Here is a 14,856-nt window from a genome sequence, read left to right on the forward strand (position 1 = left end):
TCCGTCAGGTCTACTATCTTTATGAGAGGTAAGGCTTTAAAGGAAAAGGCATATCAATGACAAGAACGAGCAAAATAGTGACGGCGGTTGTGTCGACGCTGCTGTTGGTGATTGTGGTGGCCATCGTCATCATTGCGACATTTGACTGGAACCGGCTTAAACCCACCATCAATGAAAAAGTCTCCACTGAGCTGAATCGCCCCTTCGCGATCCGCGGCGATCTCGGCGTTAACTGGGCGCGGCAAAAAGAGGAGACCGGCTGGCGCAGCTGGATCCCGTGGCCGCATATTCACGCCGAAGATATTATTCTGGGTAACCCGCCGGGGATCGATGAGATCACCATGGTGCACCTGCCGCGCGTAGACGCGACGATTTCGCCGTTAGCGCTGTTTACCAAAACCGTTTACCTGCCGTGGATCAAGCTGCAACAGCCCGATGCGCGGCTGATTCGCCGCTCGGAAAAGCTCAACAACTGGACCTTTACCCTCGCGGCGGATGAGAACGCCGATGCCAACGCTAAACCCTCCTCCTGGTCATTCCGTCTCGATAACATCCTGTTTGATAAAGGACGAATCGTCATTGATGACGCGGTAAGCCGTGCCGACCTGACCATTCAGGTCGATCCGCTGGGCAAACCGCTGCCGTTCAGCGAAGTGACCGGTAAAAAGGATGACAGCAACAAAGCGGGCGATTATGTCTTCGGCCTGAAGGCGAAAGGGCGCTACAACGACCAGCCGCTGAGCGGCGAAGGTAAAATTGGTGGCATGCTGTCGCTGCGCAGCGAAACGACGCCATTCCCGGTGCAGGCGGATTTCCGCTCCGGTAACACCCGCGTGGCGTTTGTCGGCACGGTGAAAGATCCGATGAATATGGGCGGCGTCGATCTGAAGCTGAAGTTTGGCGGCGATTCGCTGGGCGATCTCTATGAACTGACCGGCGTGCTGCTGCCCGATACACCGCCGTTTGAAACGGATGGTCGTCTGGTGGCGAAACTCAATGATGAGAAGGGCGCGGTCTACGACTATCGCAACTTCAACGGCCATATCGGCGAGAGTGATATTCACGGCACGCTGACCTATACCAATGGCAAACCGCGTCCGAAACTGGAGGGCGATGTCGAGTCGCGCCAGCTGCGTCTGGCGGATCTCGGGCCGCTGATTGGCGTCGATTCCGGTAAAGGGGCCGAGCAGTCGAAGAAATCGGAGCAGAAAAAGGGCGAGAAACCGGTGCAGCCTGCCGACAAAGTGCTGCCTTACGATCGCTTTGAAACGGATAAGTGGAACGTGATGGATGCGGATGTGCGCTTTAAAGGCCGCCGCATTGAGCACGGCTCTTCGCTGCCGATTAGCGATCTCACTACCCATATCCTGCTGAAAAACGCCGACCTGCGCCTGCAACCGCTGAAGTTTGGCCTCGCGGGCGGCATTATTTCATCGAACATTCACCTCGAAGGGGATAAGAAGCCGATGCAGGGTAGCGCCACTATTCAGGCGCGTAAGCTGAAGCTGAAACAGCTGATGCCCGATGTTGAGCTGATGCAGAAAACCCTCGGTGAGATGAACGGTGATGCTGAATTCCGCGGCGTCGGCAACTCGGTAGCGGCCCTGCTCGGCACCAGCAACGGTAACCTGAAACTGCTGATGAACGACGGGCTGATAAGCCGCAACCTGATGGAGATCGTCGGCCTCAACGTCGGGAACTATGTGGTCGGTCAACTGTTTGGCGATGATGAAGTGCGCGTCAACTGCGCGGCGGCTAACCTCGATCTGGTTAACGGCGTTGCCCGGCCGCAGATCTTCGCCTTCGATACGGAAAACGCGCTGATTAACATTACCGGCACCGCCAGCATGGCTTCGGAACAGCTCGACCTGACCATCAACCCGGAGAGCAAAGGGGTGCGCATCGTGACGCTGCGTTCACCGCTCTATGTGCGCGGCAGCTTTAAGAACCCGCAGGCCGGTGTGAAACCGGGTCCGCTGATTGCCCGTGGCGCAGTGGCGGCAGCGCTGGCAACACTGGTGACGCCAGCCGCCGCACTGCTGGCGCTTATCTCCCCGTCGGAAGGCGAAGAGAACCAGTGCCAGGCGATTTTGTCACAGATGAAACGCTAAAGGTGAAACCCCTCTCTGGTGACAGAGAGGGGGAATCATCAGAGGGATTGATGCTTGGTTTCGTGGGTCAGCAGCAGGGCGATAAGGGTTAACCCCGCCATTGCCGCCAGGTAGAAGCCGACGTACATCAGGCCGTAGTTTGCCTGCAACCAGGTGGCGATATAAGGCGCTACCGAGGCGCCGAGGATCGACGAGACGTTATAGGAGAACGAGGCACCGGTATAGCGCACTTCCGTCGGGAACAGCTCCGGCAGCAGCGCGCCCATCGGGCCGAAGGTTAATCCCATCAGGCTCAGGCCAATCAGCAGATAGGTCATCACCAGCGCCGGGCTACCGGAGCCCAGCAGCGGCGGGAAGACGAACAGCGCGAAGAGAATGATGAGCGTAGTGATGACAATCATGCTCTTACGACGCCCATACGCATCCGCCAGCAGACCGGCAATCGGCACCATCACGCCAAAACCAATTACCGCCATCATCAGCATCCACAACACTTCATTGCGCGGCATACCTAAGCCCTGCGGCGAGGTGCTGAAGGTCATCGAATAAACGGTCATGATATAGAACAGCGTATAGGTCGCCAGCATGATAAAGGTGCCCAGCACCGTCACGCGCACATGTTTTGTCAGCAGCGTGCCAAGCGGGATCTTAACCTGCTTCTTCGCGGCGGCCACTTTGGCGAAGACCGGGGTTTCATGCAGCGAGACGCGAACATAGAGACCAATCAGCACCAGCACGGCAGAGAAGATAAACGGCACGCGCCAGCCCCACTGCATAAACTGCTCATCGGTCAGCAGCCAGGAGAGCAGCAGGAAGGTGCCGTTGGCAAAGAAGAAGCCGATAGGCGCGCCCAACTGCGGGAAGGAGCCATACAGCGCGCGTTTACGCGGCGGCGCGTTCTCGGTGGCCAGCAGCGCTGCGCCGCCCCACTCACCGCCCAGACCTAAGCCCTGACCAAAACGGGCCAGCGCCAGCAGCAGCGGTGCCATCACGCCAATGGTTTCATAACCCGGCAGCAGGCCGATGGCGACGGTAGATATACCCATGGTCAGCAGCGAAGCGACGAGGGTGACTTTGCGCCCGACGCGATCGCCAAAGTGGCCGAAAACGGCGGAGCCGATAGGGCGGGCAATAAAGGCGATAGCGAAGGTTGCCAGTGATTGCAGCGTGGCTGCGGTGGTGTCGCCCTGGGGAAAGAAGATATGCGGGAAAACGATAACCGCGGCGGTGGCGTAAATATAGAAATCGAAGAACTCAATGGCGGTGCCAATCAGCGAGGCGACGACGACTTTTTTGCGCGAGTTTACCGGGGGATTTTCCTGCTCGTTGTCAAAGGTTGTAGCTGTAGCTTGCATAATGTTTTCTTATTTTTAGGCGAACGAACGAGCATATTAGCCACAGCAAAAGCGTTATTTCAATCTGTAACAAACCCGGCGGGCGGGCAAAAAAGCGGCAAAAAGCGAATAATTTTCAGACCTGTGATTTCACATCTATGAAATGCTTCACACATTTTAGAAGTTAGTGGATAAAACTGGTTTTCGGTTAAATAAAAGTTACGGACTGGATTTTCATGCTGGAATTATGGATCGGGCTGATATTTTCATTCTATCTATCAGCCCGATAGCTTATTTAGCGGTGCGACGACGGCGACCTTCCGGCATCAGTGGGTCATCTTTATACTGCGCAGTGGCAATCCACGCCGCGCAGAAAAGCGTCAGGCGGGCGAAGAAGTAGAAGAACGCCATCAGACCCAGTACCGAGCCAAATGCCGCGCCGGAGGGGGATTTCACCAGCGATGGCAGGGTCCAGGTCATAACGATTTTGATCACTTCAAAGCCAATCGCGGCGATAAACGTACCGCGGATCAGCGCGCGTTTACGCGGACGATGGCGCGGCAGCCGCCAGAAGATCCAGAAGAAGAGCAGGTAGTTGGCGAGCACCGAAATCATCAGGCCAATCAGCCCCCACGCTGGCTTCAGCCAGTCGATGTAATCAAGGTGCAGCGTGGAGATAATCAGCTCCTGCGCCGCCCCGGCCACCGAGGTGATGGAGAGGGTAATCACCAGCGCCACCAGCAGACCAATCAGCGAGATAAAGTCGCGGAAGTACTTTACCCAAATCTTCTCTTCATCCTGCGCGTTACGCTCCCAGACATCGCGCGACTGGGCGCGAATCGCTTCCCGCAGGTTGCCCATCCAGTTCACCCCGGAGTAGAGCGCGATAGCAAAACCAACAATCCCGACGGTCGTACGCTGCTCTACGGCGATATGCAGCGTATTTTTCAGCGTCGAGGCCATGGTCGGGTCGCTGACGCTTTGCAGGATCTTATTGAAGATGTCCTGCAGCAGCGTCGGATGCGAGGCGAGGATAAACCCGGCGGTGGCAAACGAGACCATCATGATGGGGATCATCGACAGGAAGGAGAAGTAGGTAATCGCCGCGCCAAACTGGTTACCCATCCGGTCGTTAAAGCGCTCTGTGGCGCGAATAAGATGCGCCACCAACGGTTTACGCTGGATCTTCTTTGCCGTATCGGTCACGGCGGCAATCGCCCCGCTATCTTTATCAGAGGTCTCTTTTTCCGGCTTTTCCGGTGTTTCTGCCATCTTCCTGACAGGCTCATACTCAAGGTCTTGCGTGGGACGTTTTTCGACATCTTCCGTTTTCATCAGGTTTTATTTCCTTCTCCTGAATGTGTGGTATGCAGAATTATAGTCGCTACTGGTCGACATAATCCTTCAACACGGTTGAGAGCCACTCCATAAACAGATGTACGCGTCGCGAAAGGTTGCGCCGGTGCGGGTAGATCAGCGAAACCGGCATCGGTTCGGCGCGATATTGCGGCAAGATCTCCACCAGCTTTCCGTTGCGTAACGCCTCGCGCACGCCGACGCGCGGCACCTGAATAATGCCCAGCCCTGCCACGCAGGCAGCGTGGTACGTTTCGGTACTATTGACGGTGAGAATACCGCCGGTTTTCACCCAGCGCGTCTGCTTATCCAGCCACACTTCAAAGCCCTGCGGGCGCGCCCCGAGGTTGACGGCGTAATGCACCAGCGCGTGGGAGGAGAGGTCCTCCAGCGACTCCGGGTAGCCAAAACGCGCCAGATAATCGGGGCTGGCGCAGTTGATCATCGACAGCCTGCCAAGCTGGCGCGCAATCAGGCCGGAATCTTTCAGCGTGCCAACGCGCACCACGCAATCAAACCCTTCGCGGATCACATCCACCAGCCGATCGCTGCTGCTCAGTTCCAGCTCAATGCCGGGGTAGTGCTGCAAAAAATCGGGCAACCGCGGAATCACTAAATTTTTCGCCACCGCGACCGGCATATCCACCCGCAAACGCCCGCTGATACTTGAGGGATCGTGCAGGAACATCCCGTCCAGCTCCTCAATATTCGCCAACAGATCTTTCGCCCGCTCGTAATAGACCATGCCATCCTGCGTCAGCTGCACGCGGCGCGTGGTGCGGTGCAACAACTGCGTGCCAAGCTCCGTTTCCAGCGCCTGAATCTGGCGCGACACGCTTCCTTTTGGTAACCCCATCGACTCCGCCGCGTTAGAGAAGCTGGAAAGCTCCGCGACGCGGACAAAAAGCTGCATTGCGTAAATTTTATCCATCACTGTGCACTATTGTTGTTATTTATGAAACAGTAAAGCGTAATTTAGCACCTTTATTGTTTACCGTGCAGCCAATAAGCTTTTTGTTGTGCAGGTTATCAACAATGAGGAGCTATATATGACACAACCTATCGCAATCGTAACGGGTGGCAGCCGCGGGCTGGGTAAAAACGCGGTACTCAAGCTGGCGGCGAGCGGAATCGGCATCATCCTGACCTACAACACCAACCAGGCTGAAGCGCAAAAAGTCGTGGATGAGATTGAGCGAAAAGGGGGTAAGGCGACAGCATTAGCGCTGAATGTCGGCGATATCAGCCAATTTGATGATTTTGTCTCGCAGGTGCAGGAGCGGCTGCAAACAGTATGGCAGCGCGATAACGTTGACTATTTAGTGAACAATGCCGGAACCGGCATTCAGGCCGCTTTTGCCGAGACGCGTGAAGCGCAGTTTGACGAGATGGTCAACATCCACTTTAAAGGCCCCTTTTTCCTGACGCAGAAACTGCTGCCGCTGATCAAAAACGGCGGGCGCATTCTGAATGTCTCTACCGGGCTAACGCGCTTTTGCCAGCCGGGACGTGCCAGCTATGCGGCGGTGAAAGGGGCGATGGAAGTGCTGACCCGCTACCAGGCGAAAGAGCTGGGCGAGCGCGGTATTGCGGTAAATATCATCGCACCAGGCGCGATAGCGACCGATTTTAGCGGCGGCGTGGTGCGGGACAACGAGCAGGTTCATCACTATATCGCTTCGCAGACGGCGCTCGGGCGGGTTGGGCAGCCGGATGATATTGGCGATGCGATTGCTGCCTTGCTTAGCGATAAGCTGGCATGGATGACGGCGCAGCGGGTGGAGGTCTCTGGCGGGATGTTCCTGTAATGCGCATAACGCCCGGCAGCCTGAAGGCTACCGGGCGGCCACTTATTCCACCTGGAAGTGCGTGACTTTCACGCGCACGGGCTTCTGCTTTTTATCCAGCGAGCCGCTGATGCCCACCAGATCGTCCGGTGAGAAGGATTTACCTTCAAACACCGCCATCGGAATTTGCACCTGGATATGGCCCGTTTTATCGCGGAACTGATAGAGATCGTTCCCCTCTTTCTTCAGCAAATTGCCACGCAGCGAGACGGACGCGCCGTCATGCAGGCTCTTCGCCTGTTTAACGTTCATGCTGCGCGCATCTTCAATGCCCCGGTAACCGTCATCCATTTTATGTGGCGGCGGCGGGGCTTTATCCGCTTTCAGGCCGGGTGCCTCATCTGCAAATGCTGACATCGAAAAGAGAGCTGCTAAGCAGGCGGAAAGCACGATTTTTTTCATAACTTCTCCTGATTGTTACCAGTACACGACTTTAAGCCTGGCAGAGAGCGGGCAACTGTACAGGCGATTTATCTGTTTTCCTGGTCTTATAAAAAAAGCGGCCGCGGGTAAAAAAATAAATATCGTGAATATTTGGGGCTGTTTTTATTATTCTGAAACAGGTATCACTGATAATCAGCCACCGCTGAGCTATCTTTTAGCGACTAATAACTAAAGAAAAAATTACCCGCTGACCGGGTCAGCGCAATATGTCTTAAGTTGTACTTAAGGGAAAATAATGACAACTCCTGCCCCTGTTAATACAGGTGAACAGTTTGAAAAATGCATCGCTATTATTCGCCAGGCTTCTGTCGAAATTTTGCTGCTGCTGAATGTGCATTTTGATGAAGGAAAAGATCCGCGCTGGTTTCTGGAACAGCTTGATGTTGCGCGCCTCAGTTTGGGTGGTTGGGGAGCGGTGGCGAAAAGACTCAAACTTAACGATGCGGAGTTAACGCAATTTACGTTGCAGCTTCGTCACTTGCAACAGCTGGTGCCACGCTATGAAAACGGTCAGAGCGTCACGGAAAACCAGCTTATTGCCGCGCTGCGCTTTATCGCCGCGCTGGAGAACCTGCGTAAAAAGCAGAAACTGCTGACCTACAGCACCGCGCTCGGCCCTAACGATCCGCTCCAGCAGCAGAGCGGGCTGCAACACCTGCGCGCGATGGAGATGATGATGAAAGGGCTGGTGATGCAGGCGTGGCCCGATGCGGAGCGTCTGCGCAATCACCTGAAAACACAGTTTGGCGCCGATCGCGTGCGCCGCTGGCTGCGCCTCGGCGACCGCAATGATGTGTTAAGCGGCATGCTGTTTAGCGAGCTGGCGCTGCTGCTGGTGGATAAAAAAGAGTATGGTCAGCGCTACGCCAGCCTGTTTAACGATGCGTCCGGTCTGAGCCTGTTTGTCGAACCGCGTAAAACCCTGCAAACCCTGTTAGATGATGTGCGCGAGATCCGCGCCAGCGTTATCGCCGGCAATGCGCTGAGTTCTAACCAGTTAGCGATGCTCGAGGGCTACTATCCACAGATCGCCGGGCCAGTACAGCGCGCCTTTGATGAGGGGCGCGGCAAAATTAACCCCGCGGCGTTACTGAAAGAGGCGGCAGGTGAGCTGGATGCTTACTGGGAGCAGGCGCGCAAAAAGGATCGCGCCGCGGGCGGCGATAACCAACCGATTCGCGACAGTATTGATAAACCGGCGACCCGCCAGGTGCGCAGCCGCGAAGAGCGTGAACAGATGGTCTCTGGCGTGCTGTGGGGCGCAGTGGGCGTCGTCGCTTTGGTGATTGCGATTGGGGCTTTCTGGCTCTTTATGGGCGGCGTCTCCGCGCCGGTGGCACGTCAGACCAATATTACGGTACCCATTGCTGAGGAGCGTCAGAAACCGTCGGCGAAAGAGGAGCTCAGCTCAATGGGGCTGCCGCGGGATGAGAACAACTTCCGCTCGGCTATCGACCGCAACGATACTCGCGTGGTGTCGCTCTTTTTGCGTACCGGCATGAACTGGAAACTCTCCTGGACTGAACATGCGGTGATTTCGGACTACAACGATGTGCTCGATCTGCTGCTGCGCTACCGGTTACAGATGGATGAGAAGCGCCCGTGCCGACGTTTTATTACCACCCTGACCCATGAGATGGTGGCGAACAATAAGCCGCTCACCTCCATCACCAAAAATTATCTGCAGGCATTTTGCACCACCAAACCGGTGGTCGATCGCCAGCGTTATGAGATGGAGCAGGCGCAGTTGCGTTATGACGCCAGTCCGAACGATGAGAACCGTAAATGGGCAGAGACGCACACCGCCATTTATAACGCCATTGATTGAGTAAAGGCTGGACGGTTTGTGTAACCCCGTAGGCCGGATAAGCGCTAGCGCCATCCGGCAAACACTGCCTGATGGCGGCTCCGCCTTATCAGGCCTACGGAATGTGCAGCGTTATTGCTCTTGCGGCTTGTCGTCCGGTTCGTCCACTTTGGGCTCGCCGTAGAGGCCAATCAAGCGGCGTACTACGCCGTTGGTCCAGCCGAAACCATCCTGCAACGGATACTCACCGCCGCCACCTTCGCGCGGCGTGCTGCTGGCGATATGGTACTTCTCAATCAGCTTATGGTGCTGATGATAGAAAACATTCACCGTCTTCAGCCAGCTGCGGGCAATCTGGTCGCCCAGCTCATCGTTGCCGTAGAGCTTAAAGCCCTGAATCGCCATCCACTGCAACGGTGCCCAGCCGTTAGGTTTATCCCACTGCTCGGCGGTTTCATACTCCGTTGTCAGGATCCCGCCCGGTGTCAGCAGACGGTTGGTAACCGCTTCTGCCAGACGTTCAGCCTGTTCGTGAGTCGCCATGCCGACATAGAGCGGCACAATACTCGCAGCAGAAAAGAGCGCCATCTCCTCGCGACGCCAGTCGTAGTCGCGGAAGCAGCCGCTTTCGTCGTCCCACAGATAGCGGTTGATGGCCGCACGGCGGTCGCTCGCTTTATGGCGGAACAGCGCTTCACGCTCGCGGTCGCCTTTCAGCCCGGAGATGTTGGCAATCGCGCTCTCGAGCTTAAACATAAACGCGTTCAGATCGATCGGGATGAACTGCGTGGTGCGGATGCTCGCCAGGCGGTGCGCATCGCGCAGCCAGCGGGAGGAGTAATCCCAGCCGGAGGCTGCACCAGCACGCAGGTCACGATACACCTCATTCGGCGGACGGCCAGAGTGACGCGCGGTCTCTACGTCTTCAATCCACGATTCATCGCGCGGCGTATCGCGATCATCCCAGTAACGGTTAAGCAGCGAGCCGTCCGGCATACGCACCACGTGGCGGTAAGCCTGGTTCAGCACCAGCGACTCCGCGCCATCCATCCAGAAGTCATACTCCATCAGCAGATGGTCGAGATAGCGCCGCGCACCGCGCACGCCATCCTCCTCAAACAGTTCGACCATCAGTGCAAAGACCGGCGGCTGCGAACGGCTTAAGTAGTAGGTGCGGTTGCCGTTAGGGATATGCCCGTAACGCTCAATCATCCACGCGAAGTTATCGGCCATACAGCGCAGGAGGTCGTCGCGCCCGCTCTCTGCCAGCCCCAGCATGGTGAAGTAGGAGTCCCAGTAGTAGGTCTCACGGAAACGCCCGCCTGGCACAATATAGGATTGCGGCAGCGCCAGCAGGGAGGACCACGGAATATGGTCTTGCGGCTCGCGGGTGAGGATCGGCCACAGCTGGTCGATATGCTCTTTCAGCGAGTTTTCCGGGTTGGAGACATACTCTTTGGCGTAGTTTTCCGGCATCCAGAAGTGCGCCTTCACGAACTGGCGTAAGTTGAATTCCGGTTTGCGTTTAATTTTGCGATAGCGAATCAGGATATCGAGCGGATCCATCTTCGGCGCACAGTCAGGGAAGGTTTTGCTGTCGGCGAAGATGCGCGATGATTGCACATGCTCAAACAGTTCCAGATAACGATCGGCAGGCGTGAGCGCATCAGATGCGGGCATCCCCTCAATCATCTCCGGTTCCGGTTCCGCCTCGATCATTTCATCCAGTTTTAACTCGCACGGATCGGTGTCGTAGGTTTCATCTTCGAATACCCATTCCATTAATTCTGCGCTTTGTAGTTTCTGGTTGAACATAGTGACGTTGGCCTCCGGATGTCGTCGTAAAAAACTACGGGTGTTGCCCGGCTATCTATAAAGCTTAGACATTCGCTTCGATCTCTGGTGATCAAAGTGTGCGGATGATCACGTTTTGAAATCGGCCTTACAGCAGCTAAAAATCCACAACTGGCTGATAAAGCACGAATAAGTCACTTATTCCTGTGCTTTAAGTAGTGGTAAATTTCGGAGCATTCGTTTTGCAACGATTTGTGAATTAACCCGGTATTACGCAGTTGACCACCGCAGAACAGGGTCGTTCATTTTATCGCTGGGGAAAGAAATCAGAATACGCTCTTATTACGTTAGAGCAATGTTGCAATACCCGCCATACGGCGCGAAATAAAGAGTGGCGACTCCCGGCGACAGAGGCCGCCGGGAAGGGTGTTAGCGGGGGATTTGCTGCGTGATGCAGTGGATGTTACCGCCGCCGAGCAGGATCTCGCGAGCTCGCACGCCGGTGATGATGAAATCCGGGAACATCTCAGCAAACAGCGCCTGCGCCGCGCCATCGGTCGCCGGGTCCAGCAGCGGGAAAATGATCTGCTGGTTGCTGACCAGGTAGTTAACGTAGGAGCCCGCCAGGCGGTTGCCTTCGTGACGCTCAATCGCCGTACCTTTCTCAACATCGCATGTCTCTTCCGCGCTGGCGTAAAGCGGCTGCGGAGAGGGCACTTTCCACACTTTCAGGCGACGACCCTGCGCATCTTCCACACTTTGCAGAACGTCAAGCGCTGCCATGGAGCGGGCGTACTGCGGATCGTTTTCATCGTCGGTCCAGTGCAGAGCCACTTCGCCCGGGCGCACAAAGCAGCACATGTTATCGATATGACCATCGGTCTCATCGTTAAACACACCGTCCGGCAGCCAGATGATCTGCGATACGCCAAGATAGTCGCGCAGCTGCTGCTCAATCTGCGCTTTGCTCAGGTTCGGGTTGCGGTTGGCGTTAAGCAGACACTCCGCGGTGGTCAGCAGGGTACCTTCGCCATCAACGTGAATCGAGCCGCCTTCCAGCACCAGGTCCGTGTGATAGCACGGCATCTGATGGTAGTTTGCTACCTGCTCAGCCACTAACTGATCGCGATCCCAGCTGGCGTAGAGACCGCCGTTAAGGCCGCCCCATGCGTTAAATGTCCAGCTAATACCGCGTTTTTCGCCGGCAGCGTTGGTCACGACGGTCGGGCCGGTATCACGCATCCAGGCATCGTCGCTCTCCATCTCCACCAGCGTGACGTCGGTGGGCATCGCTGCCCGTGCTTTCGCCATTTCCGCTGCCGGCACGCCCATAATGACCGGCGTGGTACGGGAGATCGCTTTTGCCACCGCAGAGAAAGCCTGCTGCGCGGGCGCGGCGTCGGCACGCCAGTTATCCGTACGGTAGGGCCAAATCATCCACACGGCCTGATGCGGCGCCCACTCGGCGGGCATGCTGAATCCGTCTTTTACCGGCATGGTCAGCTGTGACATTACTTGCTCCTTACGCTGCCATCAGATGTTGCCAGCGCGGTGTACATATTCGGACGGCGGTCGCGGAACAGGCCCCAGGAGGCACGCTGTGCGGCAATAGCATCGAGATCGAACGTGTGCACCAGCACGGCTTCGCTGGTTTTGTTTGCCTGCTCAACCAGCTCACCGGTCTGATCGGCAATGAAAGAGGAGCCGTAGAAGGTCATTTCCAGGCCTTCAATATATTTGCTGGCTTCGGTACCGATACGGTTAGAGGCGATAACCGGCACAACGTTTGCGGCAGCGTGGCCCTGCTGGACGCGGGTCCAGTGCGGCTGGCTGTCGATATCCGGGTAAGCCGGTTCTGAACCGATAGCGGTCGGGTAGAAAATCAGCTCCGCGCCCTGCAGGGCCAGGCAGCGAGCTGTTTCCGGGAACCACTGATCCCAGCAGATGCCGACGCCGATCTTCGCATAGCGGGTGTTCCACACTTTAAAGCCGGTGTCGCCCGGGATAAAGAACTGTTTTTCCTGGTATGCCGGGCCGTTCGGAATGTGCGTTTTACGGTAGGTGTCGAGCACGCTGCCGTCGGCATCAATCATCACCAGCGAGTTGTAGTAGGCGTTGTTGCTCTTTTCAAACAGGCTCAGCGGCAGCACCACTTCCAGCTCTTTTGCCAGGGCAGAGAAATGTTTAATCAGCGGGCTGTTGTCCACTTCCTGCGCCAGCGCATAGTGCTCCGGGCTCTGATCGATGCAGAAGTAAGGCGCGGCGAACAGCTCCTGAATCAGGATCACCTGCGCGCCCTGGCGGTGAGCTTCACGTACCAGACGCTCAGCGTTCTGTACGTTTTTCTCCAGATCCCAGGTGCATGCCATTTGGGTGGCGGCGACAGTTACATTTCTCATAAACATCTCCCGTAGGTCTCGGTTCGGTTAGTGCAAAATTTCAGCACTTGTTGTGGCGCAAACTATAGCAACGATCTGCGTTATGAATAAAATGTATTGTTATCATGAAAACATGAACAGGATGCATAATAGTGGTCGATTTAAACTTGCTGCGCCTTATTCCGATTCTGGCGAAAGAGAAAAACGTCACCCGCGCGGCGCAAAAGGCGAATTTATCCCAGTCGGCCTTTAGCCACGCGCTTAACCGCCTGCGTGAACAGCTGAAAGATGAGATGTTTATTCGCACCCACAGCGGCATGGAGCCGACGCCCTATGCGGCGCGGATGATCCCGGTGATTGAGAGCGCGCTGAGCAAGCTTGATACCGCCACGCGCGGGCCAAGCCACTTCGATCCGGCGCGTGACGCGCACACCTTCTATATTGGCGCGGTCGACTACTTCGAATTTATGTTTATGCCGGTGCTCACCGCGCGCTTTAAGACTATCGCGCCGAATGTGCGGCTCTCGGTGGATATTCTTTCGGAGACGATCAAGGTCGAACGCGTGGAGAACGGGCAGCTGGATGCATTTATCGGCGTCGAAAATGTGCAGCACATCCCGCACTACTTTAATAAGCACCGGCTTATCTCCGATCACTTTGTCGCCATTGCCTCGCTTGAGCGCAACGATCTGCCGGAGCAGCTGACGATGCGCCATCTGGTCAGCGAGGCGCAAATCCACCTGCCCGCCGTTAGCTCCGGCGCGGACCATATCGACAACTGGCTCTTATCGCAGCACCTCTACCGCCCGCTGGCAACAGTAGTGCAAAGCTACGCCGTCGGCGGCCGTGTGGCGGTGGCATCGGGATATTTAATGTGCGTCCCGTTTCGTATCGCCCAGGAGCTGGCAAAAATGTTGCCGCTGCGCATCATGACGCTACCGGAAGGCGCGCCCTCATATGATTTACTGCTGCTCTCGCACCGCCTCTATGACTACCAACCCGCCGTGCAGTGGCTGATCGATGAATTAAAAACGGTGCGGATATAGGAGGGCAGAATCTCAACGTAAGCCGCTTCCACAGCACTTCTACCAAATAGTTACTCCGTGAATGTTTAGACTCTTTCTTTTTTGGTCTCAATTTTTGGGGCTTGATTCTAAATAAATTCCGGAATAAATATGCCTGCTGGAATGCATTCCGGCGTGGCGTTATATTGGCTCGCAGGAAGAAAATAATTAATACATGGAGTTACATATGAGCAAAAAAGAGGGAACCCTTAGATTATTGACCTTAGGAGAGCTTCGGTTGGCCAGATCGGTTTTCGGTAACGCTATTCGTTATCATACTGTCTGGATACACCATGACAGCTATTTACCTTTCGGCTTGCAGTTTGATAATTATGTAATGTCACCCAACGGTGAAATCTATTTTCGCGAATGGTATCGGGATGACTTTTCGACAAAAGAGGCTGATCTACAACATCTTTTTATCCACGAAATGATGCATGTATGGCAGCGAGAGAGGGGGATGCAAGTCTTCTTACGCGGACTTTACAGCTGGCGCGCAGACTATGGCTACAGATTAGATGGACGCAAATTAGCGCAATATCCTCTTGAGCAGCAGGCTCAAATTGTCGCTGACTATTTCATACTTGAAACGTATGGGCTGCGGAAGTGGATTGAATTAAAAACCGCAGGAGTAGTAACACTGAAAAATGTTGTGCAGTATGAAGAAGAATTAAAGAGTCTCTATAAAGTTGCATTAAGAAACTTTCCCACAGGGTTATAA

Annotated in this window: 12 protein-coding genes; 5 read left to right on the top strand and 7 right to left on the bottom strand. The window is 55.5% G+C overall.

Going from position 1 to position 14,856, the window contains the following annotated elements:
- Nucleotides 1–56: 56 nt before the first annotated feature.
- Entirely contained in the window at nucleotides 57–2,111 is a 2,055-nt protein-coding gene (locus IAE50_RS18800; RefSeq protein WP_200580940.1) for an AsmA family protein, read from the top strand.
- A 38-nt stretch (nucleotides 2,112–2,149) separates the two neighbouring features.
- Here the strand turns inward: IAE50_RS18800 and IAE50_RS18805 are convergent, their stop codons facing one another.
- From IAE50_RS18805 to IAE50_RS18815, 3 genes are all read right to left on the bottom strand, one after another.
- Nucleotides 2,150–3,466 (bottom strand): MFS transporter, encoded by a 1,317-nt coding sequence (locus IAE50_RS18805; protein ID WP_042713238.1) that lies wholly within the window; start codon nucleotides 3,464–3,466, stop codon nucleotides 2,150–2,152.
- Between the two features lie 270 nt (nucleotides 3,467–3,736).
- Complete coding sequence (gene yhjD, locus IAE50_RS18810; RefSeq protein WP_370569036.1) at nucleotides 3,737–4,717, bottom strand: inner membrane protein YhjD; 981 nt, start codon at nucleotides 4,715–4,717, stop codon at nucleotides 3,737–3,739.
- Nucleotides 4,718–4,829: 112 nt separating this feature from the next.
- Nucleotides 4,830–5,732: a LysR family transcriptional regulator gene (locus tag IAE50_RS18815; protein WP_200580941.1), complete on the bottom strand. Its 903-nt coding sequence runs from the start codon at nucleotides 5,730–5,732 to the stop codon at nucleotides 4,830–4,832.
- Between the two features lie 118 nt (nucleotides 5,733–5,850).
- Between IAE50_RS18815 and IAE50_RS18820 the strand changes: the two genes are divergently transcribed.
- Complete coding sequence (locus tag IAE50_RS18820) at nucleotides 5,851–6,609, top strand: SDR family NAD(P)-dependent oxidoreductase (RefSeq protein WP_200580942.1); 759 nt, start codon at nucleotides 5,851–5,853, stop codon at nucleotides 6,607–6,609.
- A 42-nt stretch (nucleotides 6,610–6,651) separates the two neighbouring features.
- Here the strand turns inward: IAE50_RS18820 and IAE50_RS18825 are convergent, their stop codons facing one another.
- Nucleotides 6,652–7,050: a YdeI family stress tolerance OB fold protein gene (locus IAE50_RS18825; protein ID WP_076769361.1), complete on the bottom strand. Its 399-nt coding sequence runs from the start codon at nucleotides 7,048–7,050 to the stop codon at nucleotides 6,652–6,654.
- 277 nt (nucleotides 7,051–7,327) lie between these two features.
- Here IAE50_RS18825 and IAE50_RS18830 point away from each other — a divergent pair, with 277 nt between their 5' ends.
- Complete coding sequence (locus IAE50_RS18830; RefSeq protein WP_200580943.1) at nucleotides 7,328–8,920, top strand: STY4199 family HEPN domain-containing protein; 1,593 nt, start codon at nucleotides 7,328–7,330, stop codon at nucleotides 8,918–8,920.
- A gap of 111 nt (nucleotides 8,921–9,031) precedes the next feature.
- On the opposite strand, the gene IAE50_RS18835 is transcribed toward IAE50_RS18830, so the two are convergent.
- From IAE50_RS18835 to aguB, 3 genes are all read right to left on the bottom strand, one after another.
- Entirely contained in the window at nucleotides 9,032–10,714 is a 1,683-nt protein-coding gene (locus IAE50_RS18835; protein ID WP_200580944.1) for an alpha,alpha-trehalase, read from the bottom strand.
- 408 nt (nucleotides 10,715–11,122) lie between these two features.
- On the bottom strand, nucleotides 11,123–12,205 hold the full coding sequence (gene aguA / locus IAE50_RS18840; protein WP_200580945.1) for an agmatine deiminase: 1,083 nt from the start codon (nucleotides 12,203–12,205) through the stop codon (nucleotides 11,123–11,125).
- Nucleotides 12,205–13,092 (bottom strand): N-carbamoylputrescine amidase, encoded by an 888-nt coding sequence (gene aguB, locus IAE50_RS18845; protein WP_094422496.1) that lies wholly within the window; start codon nucleotides 13,090–13,092, stop codon nucleotides 12,205–12,207. Before aguB ends, aguA begins: the two co-directional genes overlap by 1 nt.
- Nucleotides 13,093–13,223: 131 nt before the next feature.
- Between aguB and IAE50_RS18850 the strand changes: the two genes are divergently transcribed.
- Nucleotides 13,224–14,117 (top strand): LysR family transcriptional regulator, encoded by an 894-nt coding sequence (locus tag IAE50_RS18850; protein ID WP_200135016.1) that lies wholly within the window; start codon nucleotides 13,224–13,226, stop codon nucleotides 14,115–14,117.
- 205 nt (nucleotides 14,118–14,322) lie between these two features.
- Nucleotides 14,323–14,856, top strand: a complete 534-nt coding sequence (locus IAE50_RS18855; protein WP_232045140.1) for a type VI secretion protein — start codon at nucleotides 14,323–14,325, stop codon at nucleotides 14,854–14,856.

The organism is Kosakonia sp. S42 (genome assembly GCF_016624785.1).
GTDB classification, from domain to species: Bacteria; Pseudomonadota; Gammaproteobacteria; order Enterobacterales; family Enterobacteriaceae; genus Kosakonia; species Kosakonia cowanii.

Bases quoted from the DNA above. Each gene is read 5' to 3' on its own strand.
- IAE50_RS18800 (WP_200580940.1), top strand. From the start codon at position 57: ATGACAAGAACGAGCAAAATAGTGACGGCGGTTGTGTCGACGCTGCTG.
- IAE50_RS18805 (WP_042713238.1), bottom strand. From the start codon at position 3,466: ATGCAAGCTACAGCTACAACCTTTGACAACGAGCAGGAAAATCCCCCG.
- yhjD (WP_370569036.1), bottom strand. From the start codon at position 4,717: ATGGCAGAAACACCGGAAAAGCCGGAAAAAGAGACCTCTGATAAAGAT.
- IAE50_RS18815 (WP_200580941.1), bottom strand. From the start codon at position 5,732: ATGGATAAAATTTACGCAATGCAGCTTTTTGTCCGCGTCGCGGAGCTT.
- IAE50_RS18820 (WP_200580942.1), top strand. From the start codon at position 5,851: ATGACACAACCTATCGCAATCGTAACGGGTGGCAGCCGCGGGCTGGGT.
- IAE50_RS18825 (WP_076769361.1), bottom strand. From the start codon at position 7,050: ATGAAAAAAATCGTGCTTTCCGCCTGCTTAGCAGCTCTCTTTTCGATG.
- IAE50_RS18830 (WP_200580943.1), top strand. From the start codon at position 7,328: ATGACAACTCCTGCCCCTGTTAATACAGGTGAACAGTTTGAAAAATGC.
- IAE50_RS18835 (WP_200580944.1), bottom strand. From the start codon at position 10,714: ATGTTCAACCAGAAACTACAAAGCGCAGAATTAATGGAATGGGTATTC.
- aguA (WP_200580945.1), bottom strand. From the start codon at position 12,205: ATGTCACAGCTGACCATGCCGGTAAAAGACGGATTCAGCATGCCCGCC.
- aguB (WP_094422496.1), bottom strand. From the start codon at position 13,092: ATGAGAAATGTAACTGTCGCCGCCACCCAAATGGCATGCACCTGGGAT.
- IAE50_RS18855 (WP_232045140.1), top strand. From the start codon at position 14,323: ATGAGCAAAAAAGAGGGAACCCTTAGATTATTGACCTTAGGAGAGCTT.